We start from the raw sequence: 16028 nt of genomic DNA on the forward strand, positions 1-16028 counted from the left end.
TTTCGAATTCCGAATGGTCGCGAAGCTGAAGATTCGGTAAAAAAAGAAAGACATTCGTCAGCTTCGCTGCGTTGACGGCGCCGCGATGTCAAAGATCGTCAATTGCGCGTGGATGCGGTGCACGGCTAGTCGACGACCGGCGTTAAGGAAGTACCAGCCGGATCACCGGTTGAGTTACCCGGGAGAGTTTCATGAAGCGCATCGCGAAGATCCTGACGGCCACCGCAGTGGCATGTGCCGTCCTTGCTCCGGCACTGGCCGAAGCGCATTCGCACCGTGTGTGTCATTTCGATCATCACCACCATCGCGTGTGCCGCTGGGTGCGGTAACCGCGACTTTCCCGGGACTACCCGGAACGCAGGCTTCATTCAGGCAAATCAGGAGAGGACTATGAAAAAGACGATGTTGATCGCCGCGCTGGTCGCCGGCATGGGTATGTCGATCGGTGCGTTCGCGCAGGTTCCGGCCAGCGCGCCGGCCGGCACGACCGGTCTGTGCAAGGACGGCTCGTTCTACTCGGGCGCATCGAAGAAGGGCGCATGCGCGGGCCACAAGGGTGTGAAGACCTGGTACGGCGCATCGTCGGCGGCAGCCGCGAGCGCACCGGCCGCCGCACCGGCAACGGCAGCCTCGGCAGCCCCGGCATCGGGCACCGCGCCGGCGAAGAGCGCGGCAGCAACGACGGCGGCGGCAGCGCCGGGCGGCGGCGCGGGCAAGGTATGGGCCAATGACAGCACGAAGGTCTATCACTGCTCGACCGACAAGTACTACGGCAAGACGAAGCACGGCAGCTACATGTCGGAAGCCGACGCGAAGGCGAAGGGCTACCACGCATCGCACGGCAAGGCCTGTTCGTAACGCAGGCTGACGCGCGAGCCGCTCCCTCGCGCGTCGTCCGCACGCTGCAGCACCTCACGCCCCGCCCCCCCCGGCGGGGCGTTTCATTTTCAGCGCCGTCCGGCTTCAGTGGGCGAGCTGCGATTGCGTGTCGGTCGCTGCATCGTGCGCGGTTGCGCGGGCGTCGAGCAGCGCGCGCAGCGTCACGTAGTGTGTGCTGTCCGCGTTGCCGTCTGCATCGGCAGTGCGATCGTATGGCTCGTTGTCGTGGATCGTCGCGCGCACGATCGGATAGATCTGCTTTTCCCAGCGGCTGCCGTTGAACACGCCGTAGTGACCTGCGCCCGTCTGCACGTGATGCGTCTTCAGGTACGGCGGCAACCCCGAGCACAGCTCCTGCGCGGCCACCGTCTGGCCGACCGCGCAGATATCGTCCTTCTCGCCTTCGATCGTCAACAACGCGGTGCGATGAATCGCCGCCGGTTCGACGAGCCGGTCGCCGACCGTCAGCTCGCCGCGCGCGAGCGCGTATTGCTGGAACACCTTCTCGACCGTTTCCAGATAGAACTCCGCGGTGAGATCGGCGGTCGCGAAGTATTCGTCGTAGAAGTGCCGCAGCGTGTCGGCTTTTGCCGGGTCGCCTTTCGCGCGTTCGTAATACAGATCGGCGAACGATGCCGCATGGCGATCGGGATTCATCGACATGAACGCGCCGACCTGCACGAAGCCCGGATACACGCAGCGCTGCGCACCGACGAAGCCCGCCGGCACGACGCTGATCAGGTTGCGCGCGAACCATTCGATCGGCTGGCTCGTCGCGAGCGCGTTGACCTTCGTCGGATTCACGCGGCAATCGATCGGGCCCGCCATCAGCGTCAGGCTCGCGGGCTGCGCCGGATCGCCGCCGGCAGCCATCAACGCGACTGCCGCGAGCGCGGCGACGGTCGGCTGGCAGATCGCGAGCACATGCGCGTCCGGGCCGATCTGGTGGATGAAGTCGATCACGTGCGCGACGTATTCGTCGAAGCCGAACCGTCCGGCCGTCAGCGGGATATCGCGCGGGTTGTGCCAATCGGTGATGTACACGTCGTGGTCGGCGAGCATCGTGTGCACGGTGCCGCGCAGCAGCGTCGCGAAATGCCCGGACATGGGTGCGACGATCAGCACGCGCGGCTGGCGCGCCACCGGCAATGCCTTGCGGAAATGCAGCAGCGTGCCGAACGGTGTGCCCGCGGCAGCTTCCTCGACGATCGGCACCGCGTCGCCGTCGACGACGATCGACGCGATGCCGAACGGCGGACGCCGATGCGAGAACGCGCAGCATTCGAGCAGTTCGCACAGCGCGTCGAGCATGCGGCCGGTCGGCGTCGCGGTGGCGGGCGGCCACAGCGACATCGTCGCGCGTGCGGCGGCGGCCCATGCGCGCGCCGGGCGCGTGCATTCTGCAGACCATTGATAGAACGGATAGGCAAGCAGATTCATGGCTGTCGCTCGTTGTGCCGCGTTGCATGGAACGAGGCAAGCGATGTGCCAGCCTGCGGCTGGCACGCGCGTTGCACGCGGTTCGGAAACGCGGCGACGCAGGCGGCACGCGACACACGGCAGCCGCACGTGATGCGTTGCCCGGCCGACCTGTCGTGCGGCACGTGACGCGACAGCGTGCTGCGCTGCGCCAGTTCGGCGAATGCGCGGCACCGGCATGGTGCGGGCGGCACCACGCAGCGTCTGTTTTCGGTGCAGGGGCACGAACGGTTTTGAACAGGGGAACGACATGGACGTCACCGGAAGACAGACGACGCTGACCATCAGCAGCCGCAATTACTCGTCGTGGTCGATGCGCGGCTGGCTGCTCGCGAAGCTGAGCGGCCTCGTGTTCGAGACGGTCAGCGTACCGATCGACGCCGCGTCGCGCGCGGAGTTGCTGTTGCTGTCGCCGTCGATTCTCGTGCCGTGCCTCACCCACGACGGCAATACGGTGTGGGACACGCTCGCGATCGCCGAATACCTGAATGAAATCCGGCCGCAGGCGCGGCTGCTGCCTGAAGACCGGCGAGCCCGCGCGCATTGCCGGTCGATCTGCGGCGAGATGCATTCCGGTTTCAGCGCGTTGCGCTCCGCGTTGCCGATGAACCTGCGCGCGCATTTCCCCGGCTTCCGCATCTGGTCGCGTGCGCAGCACGACATCGAGCGGATCGTGACGATCTGGCGCGAGTGCCTGGCCGCGTACGGCGGCCCCTGGCTGTTCGGCGCGGAGATCGGCATCGCCGACGCGATGTATGCGCCGGTCGTCACGCGCTTCCTGACCTACGACGTGAAACTGGAACCCGATATCGCCGAGTACTGCATGCAGGTGCTCGCGCATCCGTTCGTGACGGAATGGATCGATGCGGCGAAGGCGGAGCACGAAGACATCGACGAACTCGACATGGAGTTCTGACGCGCGGGTTCGCCCGGCGCTTTCAATTGCACTACACGCGCAGGCATCGAAATGAACTTTCCGCTGTGGCGGCGCGACTCGCAAACGTTTTACCTTGATTTCGGTTCGAAACGAGGACGAATTCCCTAAAGGATGTTGAGCCCGCTGACGTAAACGAGTCACGGGGATGACTCGCGATCACATGCTTTCGACGTGTGACGCGCAGTCCGAAAAAATCAGCGCAGCAGGGGAATCGACGTGAATCGTCAGCAATCGTGGACGCGTACAGCGGCGCCCGGGGAAATCATTTACTCCGAGGGTTTTGCGGGCGAGCCCGTCATCTTCTTGATCACCGACGGCAAGGTCGAGCTGTCGACGCGATGCGAGGACAAGCGCGTCGTCGTCGCGACACTCGGCCGCGGCGAGTTCTTCGGTGAATCGGCGCTGCTCGCAGCCGAGCCGCGTGCTCATACCGCGAAGGCACTTTCATTCTGTCAGCTGACGGTCGTGCCGGCCGGCATGCTCGACGAGGAAATCGAGCGTGTATCGGCGCTGCTGCGTCACATCGTGCGAACGATGATCCGCCGCGTGAAGCGCAAGGACGACCAACTCGCCACCTACACCCATGCCGACTTCATGCCGGGCGTGCTGTCGTATGCGCATGTGCTGTCGTTGATGGCGGGCGCCGAAGCGCGCGATGGCGGCGACGCTTGGGCGCGCCGGCCGATGCAGGCCCATGCGGCCGAAACCTCGGTGCCGCTCGCCGACGTGATCCGCAAATGCCGCGCGATTGCCGGCCACTCGCGGCCGCACGTGCTCGCGATGCTGCGACGCATGGAGAAGCTCAATCTCGTCACGATCGAGGCCGCGCAGGCGGACCATGCGGGCGGAGCGGTCGATTATTCTGCGTCGTCGGATGCGCGCCAAGTCGTCACGTTCGACGCCGCGCGCGTGATCGATCGCGCGCAGCAGGTGGCCGATCACGATCTCGACCTGTCGATCAACAGCGAACTCGAACTCATCGAACTGGCCGATCTCGAAGCGCTGATCGGTGTCGAGAAGACGATGCTGCTCAACAAACTGTCGAACGGCGAGATCGCAGACGAGTTGTTCGCGTTCCGCAAATCGAAGGTGCTCAGTTACGTCGAACAGAAGGGCGTGACGTACTTCTCGCGACGCAACGCGCGACGTGGAGAGGTGCGCGCGCTGGAGGATCTCGTGTCGATCGACCAGCGCACGCTGTTCGACGTCATCAGCGCGTTCGATACCTACGATCTCGCGAAGCTGATCGCGAATCTCGACGATCGCGCGGTGGCCGACAAGCTGTTCTCCGTGATGACCGAGGCGCGGCGCAACGAGGTGTCGTGGGTGATGCGCCGCGAGCTCAAGCTCGATCCGGTCGAGATCGAGGACATCGAGCGGCGCGTGCTGGATGCCGTGCGCGCGGCGAAGTCGCCGGCGGCGGGCACGGTGCCGGTCGCATCGGCATCGGACGCATGACGAGGAGGCACGCATGGACCTGTTGACCCTGGCCGGTGTGCTGTTGGGCGGTGCGGCGATCGTGTTCGGTTTCGCGCTGGAAGGCGGGCATTTCTCGATGCTGTTCCAGTTCGAGGCGCTTGTCATCGTGCTCGGCGGCACGCTCGGCGCGGTGATGATCCAGAACACCTGGGCGCGCTTCTTCGACGCGGTGAAGCAATTGCGGCTCGCGTTCGTGCGGGCGCGCGAGGTCGATCGCAAGAACCTGTCCGACCTGCTCGAATGGGGCGACCGCGCGAAGCTCGACGGGCTGCTCGCGTTCGAGTCGATGGACGTGAGCGGCATCCATCCGTTTGCGCGCCGCGGGCTCGAACTGCTGGCGAACGGTGTGTCGACCGCCGTGCTCGAAGATGCGTTGCAGCGCGAACTCGATGCCTACGAACGCAGCCGCCTCGCCGCCGCGCGCGTGTGGCAGCAGGCCGGCGGGTATGCGCCGACGTTCGGCATTCTCGGATCGGTGCTCGGGCTCGTGCAGGTGACGAGCCATATTCTCGAACCGGCACAGCTCGGGCCGGGCATCGCGGTCGCGTTCATCGCGACGCTGTACGGGCTGGCATTCGCGAACCTCGTGTTCCTGCCGCTTTACGGCAAGCTGCGCGCGCAGATCGACAGCGAGCTGCGGTTTCGCAAGCTGTATCTCGACGGCTTGCTCGCGATCTCACGCAAGGAATCGCCGCATACGATCGAGACGCGCCTGACCGGCGACGTGCGCGGGCGCGCGGTTGAATCGCTCGCGTGATGCGCGGGTGTCGTATGACGAACCCGGAATTCCATCCGCATGACTGCTCGAACTGACGGTGCATCCGCTGCCGATCGCGACGACGACGAACTCGAAGGCGCGCAATCCGGCCGCTGGCTGATTTCGTACGCGGATCTCATCACGACGCTGATGGTGCTGTTTCTCGCGTTGTACGTGCTCCAGCTCGCGAAATACAACGCGCTCGATGCGCGATACCAGACGCTCGCGCGGCATGCTGAAAGTGCGGCGAGTGCATCCACTGCTGCTGGCGTGCCGCCGGAGCACGCGCCGCCGTGGCTCGCGTTGCTCGAGTCGTTGAAGTCGAACGGCCGAATCTCGCTGGTGAAAGCGCCGCATGGCGTGGAGATTGGCATTGACGCGAAGATCCTGTTCAACGTCGGCGATGCGCGCCTGCTGCCCGATTCGTCGCCCGTGCTGAACCAGATCGCGCGGGCGCTAAGCGATCACGCGACCGGCGACATTCTCGTCGAAGGGCACACCGACAGCGTGCCGATCGCGAACGCGAAATACGAATCGAACTGGGAGCTGTCGTCGGCGCGCGCGGGGAGCGTCGTGCGCTACCTGACCGAGCGCGGCGTCGCCCCGCACCGGCTCGCGGCGATCGGGCGGGCCGATACGCAGCCGCTCGTCGCGGGGGAAGATGCGTCCGCGCGGGCGCGCAACCGGCGTGTCACGATCTTCGTTGCATACTGATTCGCGCTGAATTTTCGTTGTTCGCGCATCTATAAGCGGCCTCATATGTCCGCCTGACAACAACATAACGAATCTCGCATGATGAACATGTGAAATAAGCGATGCGGTTCTGCGCTTGCATGCCGATAACCCAAACTGGCTCAGACCGAGCGGTTATCGAGGGTTCCCCATGCATTTCTGGCGCAAGCTTTCCATACAGAACAAGCTGATTCTCAGCATGACGAGTTGCCTGCTCGTGTTCGTCGCGATTTCTAGCGGACTCAGCATCCGCCTGATCGGCAACGCGGTGCGCGATCGCGTCGTGCGCGAAGAGCTGCCGACGGCCGTGAACGGTATTCGCGCCGACGTGCAGCGGCAGATGGCCGGGCCGATCGCCGCGTCGCGGATTCTCGCGCGCGATGCGTTCCTGCTGCAATGGGAAGCCGACGGCGAACCCGACGCCGGCACGCGCAACTGGATCCAGCTCGCGAAGAATGTGAAGGACGAGCAGAAGGCGGCGTCGGTGCAGTGGGTGTCCGTGAAGAGCGGCAACTACTACAACGAATCCGGCCTGCAGCGGAAGGTGACCGACAAGGATCAGTGGCTGACCGGCTTCCTGTCGTCCGGCAAGGCGTTCGACGTGAACATGGACCGCGAGGTGACGGTCGGCGGTTACATGATGTTCATCAACAGCCGTGTTGAACTTGATGGTGTGCCGATTGGTGCGGCCTGTATGAGCTTGTCCGTCGATGCGCTCGCGAAGGGTATTGCTGCTTACCGGATCGGCGAGACCGGGTTCGCGTATCTCGTGCGTCCCGACGGCGCGATCATGATGCATCGCGATACGGCGCTGATCGACGGCAAGCATTTCATGAAGGATCAGCAGGGGTTGCCGGGTGATGCGTCGGCGACGCTGCTGGCTGGTCAACCTTATGCGTATCTGAGCTACAACGGTGATGGCGGTGCGCGCTTCATCGCGACGTCGTTCATTCCGGAGTTGAATGCGTATGTGGTCGTCGAGGTGCCGCAGGCCGAGCTGCTCGGGCCGGTGACGCGTGCGATTCGTAGCGCGGCGCTGGTTGCGGCGGTGGTGGGGCTGGGTGTCGCGCTGCTCGTGATCTGGCTGGTGGGGCGTGCGATTGCCGCGCCGATCCGCCGCGCGGCGACGCTGCTGTCGGAGATCGCCAGCGGGCAGGGTGACCTCACGCGCCGGATGACGGTCGAGAGCCAGGACGAGATCGGGCAGTTGTCGGATGCGTTCAACCGGTTCGTGTCGTCGCTGTCGACGCTGGTGCACAGCATTCGGGCGGCTTCCTCGTCGATTGCGACCGGGTCGGCGCAGATTGCGACGGGGAATGCGGACCTCAGCGAACGCACCGAAGGGCAGTCGAGCAACCTGGAGCGCACGGCTTCGTCGATGGAAGAGATCACGGCCGTGGTGCGGAACAACACCGAGACGGCGACGACGGCCGCGAAGATGATCAACGGCGCTGCCGATACGGCGGCGCGCGGGGGGCAGGTGGTGGGTGAAGTCGTGACCACGATGCAGGAGATCAGCGACGCGTCGCAGCGGATCTCCGAGATCATCGTGATGATCGACAGTATTTCGTTTCAGACGAATATTCTTGCGCTGAATGCGGCTGTTGAAGCGGCGCGGGCCGGGGAGCAGGGGCGTGGGTTTGCGGTCGTGGCTTCTGAGGTGCGGAATCTGGCGCAGCGCAGCGCGCAGGCAGCGAAGGAGATCAAGACGCTGATCGAGCATAGCGCGGGCACGGTGAATACCGGGTCGCGGCTGGTGAGTGAGGCCGGGAAGGTGATGCGCGATGTGGTGTCGCAGGTTCAAGGTGTGAGCGCGATGATGAGCGAGATCGCTGAAGCGAGCCTGGAGCAGAGCGCCGGTATCGACCAGATCGGGGATGCAGTGCAGTCGCTCGATCAGATGACGCAACAGAATGCGGCGCTGGTGGAAGAAAGCGCGGCGGCTGCAGCGAGCTTGAAGCAGCAGGCGGCGGAATTGACCCGGCTGGTGTCGGCTTTCAAGGTGGATGAGTAAAGTCTGATTCGCGATTTAGAATAAGGCGTTTCTGAGGGACGGCTGCCGTGGGGTTACGGCAGCCGTTTTTGCATGTTTGCGCGGGATTTGGTGACGTCTATAAAAATGAAACGCATTTCCAAATGGAAGATCGGGGTGGGGGCGGCGGTGCTCGTCGCGGTTGCGGCTGCAGTGGGGGCGAAGGTGATTGCGTCGCCTACCGATTCTTATCTCGCCTATCGGAAGAAAGCCGTCGACGCGATTACAGCGGCACGGATGGAAGATCAGGCGGATCTGGACAAGAAATACACCGCTGAGGTAAATGCGCGGTTGGTTAAGCTTGTCGGGACGGTTAGGGCGAGAGGCTTTTCCGCGAAGGCGGGGGGTAACGTGCAAAGCGTTGTCCCCGATGATGGGATGGCGCCCGGGCCGAATGGGCTGTTCTTGAAGTCGGATGACGGGAAGGTGAGTCTTCTGGTCACGACGGTTCCGCTTTTGAGGGATTGGGCGAAGAGGACGGATGCGGGGATCAAGTCCACGGATGATGTTGCCGTTATCTTCGACAACGAGACTTTCTATACTGATGTGTTCGCAGATGATGCCGCGGCGTTTCGGTTTGCCGAGTTGCCGGTGAAGCGGAAGCCGGCCGATGCGGTGGTGAAGGCGATGCTGCTCGGGGAAAGCCAGGATGGGGTGCCGGAGGGGCCGAATATGCTGGCGGTCTCTGTCAAGCAAGGGGAGAGGGTTTATGTCCTCTGGCGGGAGGTAAAGGTGCCGGGGATTGCGGCTTGTGGGGTGGGGCGGATGGATGAGGAGAAGCGACAGGAATGTTTCGCGAAGCGTTTGCCTGTGCAGAGGCGATATTCGCAGCTTGTGTCCGCGGCGCAAGTAATGCTGAATGACGTTGTTCAATAGGAAGCATCTGTCTCTGTCCAGCTTTGTTGAACGACCGTCCGGTTTTGGATGCGGATGTTGGAAAGGCGGGGTCGATTGTCCGCGTTGGACTGCTTGCTGCCGCTCGCTGCGAGGATGCTGAGCTGAGGCTTTTGATTCTGATCGATCGGTCGTTTGTCTTGGTTGGGCCAATGGAACCGGTCGCTCAACGTTGAGCGTGAACCACTGACGTATCAGCGGGGAATCGTAGGTTAGGACCTGATGCCGTCGGTCTTCACGTGTCCGGCTCCGAAGTCTTCTTGCTCAGGTTCATCAAATTGCTATTCAATTGACGCAGGCACCTTAAAGAACAGCTGCATTAGGAAGAAGCCACAGCTTGCATCGGCCAACAATTCAGGGGGTTCCAATGACGAATGATCCTGCCGGCTCGACTTGGAAAAAGTGGGACTTGCACGTCCACACTCCGTCGTCGGTCGTCCACAACTACCCCGGCGCCAGCCAAGACGATGCGTGGGAGGCTTTTCTTCAAGACCTCGAGGCCCTGCCGCCCGAGTTCAAGGCCATCGGCATCAACGACTACATCTTCATAGACGGCTACGAGCGGGCACGCAAAGCCAAGCTTGAGCAAAACCGGCTCAAAAACATCGACCTGCTGCTGCCCGTCATCGAGCTGCGCTTGGACAAGTTCGCCGGGGTGGTCAAGAAGGAGAAGGATGGTACCTACTCGCAGTCCGGCTGGAACCGCATCAACCTGCACGTCATCTTCGACGCGATGGACCCCGAGGTCATCCAGCAGCAGTTCCTCAATTCGCTGACCCCAAGCTACCAACTGATCCCCGACTCAAGCGACTGGAAGGGAAAATGGAAAGGCGTCATCACCCGCGACAGCTTGTCCGAGCTTGGAACGATGATCATAGAATCGGCGCCGCCTGACAAACGAGGGGGTTACGCCCCGCCTATGCAGGAGGGCTTTAACAACTTGTGCGTGAGCCTGGAAAAGGTGCTTGAGGCGCTCGACAAGCACTACTTCGCAGGCAAATACCTGATCGCAGTTGGCAAGACGGAATGGGACAACCTCAAATGGGATGACCAGTCCATCGCAGAGAAGCGCAACATTATCAACCAGGCCGACTTGGTTTTCACGGCCTCCGCCAATCCGGCCGCATACGACGCGGCCCGCAAGAAGCTCTCAGAGTCCAACGTGAAGGCCACGCTGCTCGATTGCTCCGACGCTCATGCGCCAAGCAGCTCAGAGAACAAGGATCGCGTCGGCAACTGCTTCACCTGGATCAAGGCTGACGCTACCTTCGACGGACTCGTTCAAGCCATCACGGAGTTCGAGGACCGCGTCTTCATCGGCGACGTGCCGCCCAAGCGCCTACTGGTCGAGGCCAACCGCACCAAATACGCCTCCAAAATCCGTATCGGCCGCAAGGCCGGCTCCACGCTCGCCGACACTTGGTTCAACGTGGACATGCCGCTGAGCTACGACCTGGTAGCCATCATTGGCAACAAGGGCAGCGGCAAGAGCGCGATGGCAGACATCGCCGCGTTGGCCGGCGATACCAAGAACTTCAAGAGCTTCTCGTTCCTTAAAGACACGCGCTTTCGCAATCCGAGAAACAAGCTCGCGCAGCACTTCCTCGGCGCGCTGGGCTGGTGCGACGGCACCGAGTCCGAGCGTCCGCTAGACCAAGACCCGTCCGAGACCAGCGTGGAGCGGGTGAAGTATTTGCCTCAAAGCTACCTTGAGACGCTGTGCAATGAGCTCGGCGACGGCGGCTCGGCGACGTTTGACACCGAATTGCGCAAGATCATCTACACGCACGTCCCAGAAGAAGTCCGCCTGGGATACGCCTCCATGGACGAACTACTAGACTTCAAGGTCGCTGAGTTCGACAGTGCTCGCGAGCAAGTCATCAAGGAAATCTCGAAAGCAAACGCGGAGATTTTGCAGGCGGAGCGCAGGCTCACGCCGGAGTTCAAGCAGACGCTGCAAGAGCAACTTGACGCCAAGGTCGCCGAGTTCAACTCCCTCGTGGCCTCGAAACCTGCCCAGGTAGAAGACCCCACGGCGTCAGAGGTCGCGCAGGAAGAGTCGAAGGCGGCCACGGAGCAGATTCAGGTGCTCGAGGACGAGCTCAAAAAGCTGCGGGAAGAGGAGAGGTTGCTCCGTGACAAGAAGGCCTCCGACGCCAAGCGTCAAGCAGTCCTGAGCCGGGTCGCCCAGGCGATCACAAACCACAAGAAGGTCTACGATCAATTCGTGGCTGAGCTGGTTCCCATGCTGGCTGAAGTCAGCGCGGACTTGAACGCATCCGAGGTGGTCGAGTTGAAGATCGACACCACGAAAATCGACGCGTTGGTCAAGGCTACCAAAGAGTCGATTGCCAACGTGGACGCGGCGCTTGCCAATCAGGAGCCCACGGGACTATCCAAGCGACGCGAGGCGGTCGAGACGGCGATGGCTGAAATCAAGAGCAAGCTCGGCGAGAAGCAGCGCTTGTTCATCATCTTCAAGGATCAGGTCGCCAAGTGGGAACAGACCAAAGAGGAGCTTGTCGGCAACAAGGACAAGCCGCAGTCGATTGAGTGGTTCAAGGCCGAGATTGAATCCTTGGGAGCCTTACCCGACAAGCTCGCCGCTCTGCGCGCGGGTCGGGTGGATCTGGCTAGGGCGGTCCATGAGCAGATCGACAAGACCGTCGAGGAATACCGGCGGCTGTATGAACCGGTGCAGCAGTTCGTCAAATCCGCAGCCCAGATGGAGATGCACCTGCCATTGGACTTCAACGTGCGCATTGAAGAGTCAAACTTCCAAGAGCAGTTCTTCCCTCGCATCAATCGGCAGTCGCGGGGCAGCTTCTCAGGCGTGGAAGAGAGTAATCAGCTCATGCGCGGGCTGCTCAAGGAGGTCAACTTCGGAAATGTGGACTCGACGCTGCAATTCCTCGAGACCGTCGACGACATGCTGCACTTCGACCGGCGAGAGCCCGGCGCTGGTCGCGAGACGCGGATCGTCGATCAACTCCGGAAGGGCGGCGAGCCCCAAGACATCCTCGACTACCTTTACGGCATGAGCTATTTGGCGCCGAGGTATTCGCTGACATTCGACCAGCAAGAGATCAGCCAGCTCTCGCCCGGCGAGCGTGGGCTGCTCTTACTGGTTTTCTACCTGCTTGTAGACAAGGACGACATCCCGATCATCATTGACCAGCCCGAGGAGAACCTGGACAACCAGACTATTTTCAAGGTGCTGGTCAAATGCATCAAGGCAGCCAAGCAGCGACGCCAAGTCATCATGGTGACGCACAACCCGAACTTGGCCGTGGTCTGTGATGCCGAGCAGATCATATGCGCCACCTGCGACAAGACGACCAACACGTTTAACTATGTTTCTGGCGGCATCGAGTCACCAGTGATCAAGAGAACAGTCGTTGAAATTCTTGAAGGTACCGAGCCAGCTTTTAAGAATCGGAAGCGTAAGTATGGTCTTTGATGGCGATGTGCTGGTGTGCTAAGCCTTGGAGTCACCGTCATTGGTCACTCTAAACGACTGTTTGATGTCGGTTGTCGGTCGCAGTTTAAGCAACTGCGCCTGATGGCTTCCGCTGCACTATAGACCTTGATCAGCCGAACTTCCGCTTAGGGCCGGAAGTGGCCAGTCCGGGGGCTACTCTGGTGCTGACTGATCGGGTTCGGCCATGAGCAGTCTTTCGTGCTTCGATGGAAGTAGACGGTCGAACGACTACAGCTGTCAGATAATTGCCACTGAGGCAGCTTGCTATGACGTCTCGCAATGCGTGAATAGATCAATCCGGTGAAGACCTGTTTCGCGCGCAGCGCGTTACATGCGCCTATTCGGTCGTTGACCAGTTCAGGTCATCACCTTCCTCACGAGAAAACCAGGTGTTGAAGTCATAAGAGTGGTGTTGAGGCGGTGCGTCATCGGTGTATAACGTCCAATGAATAGCGGGCTTCTCATCCTGATAGTACCGTGCGGTTTCACTGTCGATTTTAAGATGAAGAGAGGCGAATGCGTTTCGATTGTCGAGAACAATCTCCTGCCCAGGCATCAACTGCCCTGATTGCGGGTAACTCCCTGTTCCTGCGGAGTTATATTCAATTCGATTAAATAGAAATTTGCTTCTCTTTATGGCTGAATCCATTTTCCGCATCGGAATTCCAGCATGAATGCGCCCACACTCCACGCCATACGGAACATCGAGGTGCAAAAGCCACTGCCGCGCGGTAACTGCACCCTCGTTTTTCAGGTATGGTCGTATGTAGTAGTAGCGTGTGCCATTTGTATCGCTGCGCCTTATCGCGACATGTGCTTCGACGATGGGGTGCGTCCGGCGATTCATCACGTCACGAATCGCAAAATCGTACATCTTGTCAACCGTCGCGCCGATTCGCTGATAGTAAGCCCGATCAAAGCGATTCTGATGCGCTGTGTGACCTTGCATGATTTCGATGACAAACACGCGACCATCGACGTGTTGGATTTCGTGAATCTCAAACCCACGAAAAACCGGATCGGTGTTCGCTCTGATGATTGAGGTAAGTTGATCGACAGATAAACGCGACTCCATACTGACTGGTTCAAAATGAGAAGCCAAGCCGTTCTGTTGCACAACGCCGATGATGAGCGTGCCTCCGCCAGCATTGGCAAATCCTGTGACGTCCTTCACGAACTCACGTCTTTGTTCCTGCTTCGTCATATCGGCATAGGCTCGACCGGATTTGAATTCAAGGTCCAAGGACTCACCCGCAACCCCGAAAAGCGCAGAAATTTTATCGATGGTTTCGTACACGTTACCTCTCACATGGAAATATGGCTCAGGCGGAACATCCACATGAACGTTCGCCCGGCTACCTATTCACATAAGCTCGTACGCCGGCAGAACCTAAGCTTAACGAAGTATTGCGCCTGGTCGCACCTATAGGCAAACTCCGCGGGCGCGGGTGCAACGGCGAACACGGCGCGGAAAGTATGTGGAAAGGACTGGCGAAAGTCCATATCGCAGCAGAAACAATGCGTTTGTTGCGCGATGAGATGGTAACAACACTCTTGTGTAACGAGTTGCCCTCAGAGGTCGGCTCGGATCCCCTGGGAAGTCATTCTCGCGAATGTTTCCAGTAGCTTGGTTTCCAACTCCCTCTCATCTTTGAAAAATACAATGCGTCTAGATTGCAGATCAAAAGCGGGCTTGAAGTCTGCCTTTGAAATCAGAACTGTCGTCTTGTCCAGTGCCTGTGCGATTCCCAGTTCGTAGTAGACGTTCGGGTTTCTTGATCCAATATTAGCTATAATCACATTTGCACGAACCATCGTGCGCATGATATGTGGGAGGATGTCTCCAAAAACCTGCTCTTCGTCACCGCGAACGCAATTGAACCCTACGCGTGCACAAATATCTTTTATGGTCTGAAATTCACGTGCGTGCGCTTCGTCGAAAGGTGTAAGCACAAAAACAAGGCGTGGATCAGTGACCAAGTCATTATCGGTAATGCCAAGGCTCTGGAGGAATTTCGTAAGCTGCGGGCGCGTCCGGGTGAGGGACTCGTCTTGAGCTGTTTGCGCAGACAACTGCAAATGGTTGACGTCCCTCCATCTTGTTTCGGTCGCGAGCAATTGTGCCGTCAGTTCGGACAGTTTTTTGTCGTAGGCTTCGCGCATCATCGACAATTGGGCCCTCTGCGCATCCGTGTCGTACTTTGACTTAGATCGATCACGGGTCGCCACCATAAGGGCAATAAGCGCAGACATCATGACTGCAGTTATCGAAACCACAGTAGATACGATGGCAAGCAGATTGCTTGAGGTGAATAGCGGTTCTAGAGACTTCATAAAAGAATCACCGCGAAAATGAGAGCCAGGCTGGCGAGAACGTAACTGGGAAAAGCAAACCAGAACGCTTTCCTACTTTTGTCGGCGATGTAGGCGCGATCTGACTCTTTAGAGAGCGCCAAAGTCAGAATTATTATGGCGATGTACACGATTGCGGCGGTAAGAACCATATAGGTTGAGGCGGGGTAGTGGTTCGCCGCCTGCCATTTGCTGCAGGCCGCAGCGAGAAATGAGAGTGACAGAAATGTCACGTCCACAGGAAACACGACGAGCGCCCTAACGATGTCGACCTTGCTCGACTCTTGATTAGTCCACAACTTAAGAAGGAACTTGAGGACGACTACTGCGCCCGGAAAAATATATCTAGGGTCTAGAAGCATCAGCGTTTACTTACAGTTTTACCAATGCCCTGGTTCCGCCCCCGCAAGCTAGTGGGCTTAGGAAGACTCAGTGCCGTTTGTCTATTCGATCCGCAGCTGCAATATCGCTTCAGCTTTATGGCTTCATCTTACCAGCAGGCCTTCGCTGGCGTGCCTAGGAAGTCAGCGATAACGGAGTATAGCAAAGACGTTAAAGCCAAAAACACAGTGCAGGCTTGCGGCCAGGCCTCCCGCTTGGCGCAGAAGGAACCGCAGAATATGGTCGGTGCGGAAACTGCGCTACCTCAGAACAGTGAGCATGCGGAATCGCGCATGCAAGCGACGAACTTTAGGCTGAGAGTTACTAGAGCGCTCTTCGACCTGGGAGTCGTTCTTCAGGACGTTGGGCGAGGTCTCGATTTCCGAACGCGCTCGATACCATCGATCAGGTCAGTTACGCTAACGACGACGTAAGCCGTCCAAAATTGAACCAGTCGGTTCGATGGATCGGTGGAGCTAGCGCTAGCGTTGACCAGCAGGCACGCTGATACCGAGTTCCCGCTTCTTCGTTGCTAGCACCGCGCGGAGACTGACACGCAACCCATTGCCAGGCTGCGGTGCTCCTGCTTCGACGTGACATAAGCAAGCCATAGCGGACTGAGCAG

13 protein-coding genes and 1 pseudogene are annotated in these 16028 nt (G+C 60.0%); 10 read left to right on the forward strand and 4 right to left on the reverse strand.

Translation table 11 applies throughout. From position 1 onward, the window contains the following. Window positions 1-191 precede the first annotated feature (191 nt). The gene (locus tag QZM35_RS02080; RefSeq protein WP_167347852.1) at window positions 192-329 is read left to right on the forward strand and encodes an HHHH-motif protein; all 138 of its coding nucleotides are present in this window, start codon (window positions 192-194) and stop codon (window positions 327-329) included. Window positions 330-390: 61 nt separating this feature from the next. Next, window positions 391-858: a DUF3761 domain-containing protein gene (locus QZM35_RS02085; RefSeq protein WP_089432284.1), complete on the forward strand. Its 468-nt coding sequence runs from the start codon at window positions 391-393 to the stop codon at window positions 856-858. A gap of 105 nt (window positions 859-963) precedes the next feature. On the opposite strand, the gene QZM35_RS02090 is transcribed toward QZM35_RS02085, so the two are convergent. Further along, a complete protein-coding gene (locus tag QZM35_RS02090; protein WP_301775309.1) occupies window positions 964-2319 on the reverse strand; it encodes a polyhydroxyalkanoate depolymerase in 1356 nt (451 codons plus the stop codon). Between the two features lie 289 nt (window positions 2320-2608). On the opposite strand from QZM35_RS02090, the gene QZM35_RS02095 reads away from it, so the two are divergent. The 7 genes from QZM35_RS02095 to QZM35_RS02125 all read left to right on the forward strand — a co-directional run bounded on the left by QZM35_RS02095 (window position 2609) and on the right by QZM35_RS02125 (window position 12649). Further along, a complete protein-coding gene (locus QZM35_RS02095; RefSeq protein WP_089428127.1) occupies window positions 2609-3274 on the forward strand; it encodes a glutathione S-transferase family protein in 666 nt (221 codons plus the stop codon). Between the two features lie 237 nt (window positions 3275-3511). Beyond that, window positions 3512-4753 (forward strand): cyclic nucleotide-binding domain-containing protein, encoded by a 1242-nt coding sequence (locus QZM35_RS02100; RefSeq protein WP_301775310.1) that lies wholly within the window; start codon window positions 3512-3514, stop codon window positions 4751-4753. 13 nt (window positions 4754-4766) lie between these two features. Then, a complete protein-coding gene (locus QZM35_RS02105) occupies window positions 4767-5531 on the forward strand; it encodes a flagellar motor protein (protein WP_174975841.1) in 765 nt (254 codons plus the stop codon). Between the two features lie 39 nt (window positions 5532-5570). Further along, on the forward strand, window positions 5571-6245 hold the full coding sequence (locus tag QZM35_RS02110) for an OmpA family protein (RefSeq protein ID WP_174975840.1): 675 nt from the start codon (window positions 5571-5573) through the stop codon (window positions 6243-6245). Window positions 6246-6414: 169 nt separating this feature from the next. Beyond that, window positions 6415-8277: a methyl-accepting chemotaxis protein gene (locus QZM35_RS02115; RefSeq protein WP_089497503.1), complete on the forward strand. Its 1863-nt coding sequence runs from the start codon at window positions 6415-6417 to the stop codon at window positions 8275-8277. A 105-nt stretch (window positions 8278-8382) separates the two neighbouring features. Further along, on the forward strand, window positions 8383-9171 hold the full coding sequence (locus QZM35_RS02120; protein WP_301775311.1) for a hypothetical protein: 789 nt from the start codon (window positions 8383-8385) through the stop codon (window positions 9169-9171). A 385-nt stretch (window positions 9172-9556) separates the two neighbouring features. After that, window positions 9557-12649, forward strand: coding sequence for a TrlF family AAA-like ATPase (locus QZM35_RS02125; protein ID WP_301775312.1), 3093 nt, complete (start codon window positions 9557-9559; stop codon window positions 12647-12649). Window positions 12650-13007: 358 nt separating this feature from the next. Here QZM35_RS02125 and QZM35_RS02130 read toward each other — a convergent pair whose 3' ends face one another. Next, a complete protein-coding gene (locus tag QZM35_RS02130; RefSeq protein ID WP_301775313.1) occupies window positions 13008-13967 on the reverse strand; it encodes a helix-turn-helix domain-containing protein in 960 nt (319 codons plus the stop codon). Between the two features lie 104 nt (window positions 13968-14071). Here QZM35_RS02130 and QZM35_RS38135 point away from each other — a divergent pair. Beyond that, a pseudogene (locus QZM35_RS38135) lies at window positions 14072-14296 on the forward strand (hypothetical protein); the annotation flags it as partial. Here QZM35_RS38135 and QZM35_RS02135 read toward each other — a convergent pair. Then, on the reverse strand, window positions 14243-15004 hold the full coding sequence (locus QZM35_RS02135; protein ID WP_301775314.1) for a hypothetical protein: 762 nt from the start codon (window positions 15002-15004) through the stop codon (window positions 14243-14245). The pseudogene QZM35_RS38135 and the gene QZM35_RS02135 sit on opposite strands and share 54 nt — an antisense overlap. Continuing rightward, window positions 15001-15261, reverse strand: coding sequence for a hypothetical protein (locus tag QZM35_RS02140; protein WP_301775315.1), 261 nt, complete (start codon window positions 15259-15261; stop codon window positions 15001-15003). Before QZM35_RS02140 ends, QZM35_RS02135 begins: the two co-directional genes overlap by 4 nt. Between the last annotated feature and the right edge of the window lie 767 nt (window positions 15262-16028).

This window comes from Burkholderia sp. AU45274, from assembly GCF_030482505.1.
Taxonomy (GTDB): Bacteria; Pseudomonadota; Gammaproteobacteria; order Burkholderiales; family Burkholderiaceae; genus Burkholderia.

What these genes read in the sequence shown, in the direction of transcription:
- QZM35_RS02120 (WP_301775311.1), top strand. Translation starts at nt 8,383, where the DNA reads ATGAAACGCATTTCCAAATGGAAGATCGGGGTGGGGGCGGCGGTGCTC.
- QZM35_RS02095 (WP_089428127.1), top strand. Translation starts at nt 2,609, where the DNA reads ATGGACGTCACCGGAAGACAGACGACGCTGACCATCAGCAGCCGCAAT.
- QZM35_RS02105 (WP_174975841.1), top strand. Translation starts at nt 4,767, where the DNA reads ATGGACCTGTTGACCCTGGCCGGTGTGCTGTTGGGCGGTGCGGCGATC.
- QZM35_RS02090 (WP_301775309.1), bottom strand. Translation starts at nt 2,319, where the DNA reads ATGAATCTGCTTGCCTATCCGTTCTATCAATGGTCTGCAGAATGCACG.
- QZM35_RS02110 (WP_174975840.1), top strand. Translation starts at nt 5,571, where the DNA reads ATGACTGCTCGAACTGACGGTGCATCCGCTGCCGATCGCGACGACGAC.
- QZM35_RS02080 (WP_167347852.1), top strand. Translation starts at nt 192, where the DNA reads ATGAAGCGCATCGCGAAGATCCTGACGGCCACCGCAGTGGCATGTGCC.
- QZM35_RS02115 (WP_089497503.1), top strand. Translation starts at nt 6,415, where the DNA reads ATGCATTTCTGGCGCAAGCTTTCCATACAGAACAAGCTGATTCTCAGC.
- QZM35_RS02085 (WP_089432284.1), top strand. Translation starts at nt 391, where the DNA reads ATGAAAAAGACGATGTTGATCGCCGCGCTGGTCGCCGGCATGGGTATG.
- QZM35_RS02125 (WP_301775312.1), top strand. Translation starts at nt 9,557, where the DNA reads ATGACGAATGATCCTGCCGGCTCGACTTGGAAAAAGTGGGACTTGCAC.
- QZM35_RS02135 (WP_301775314.1), bottom strand. Translation starts at nt 15,004, where the DNA reads ATGAAGTCTCTAGAACCGCTATTCACCTCAAGCAATCTGCTTGCCATC.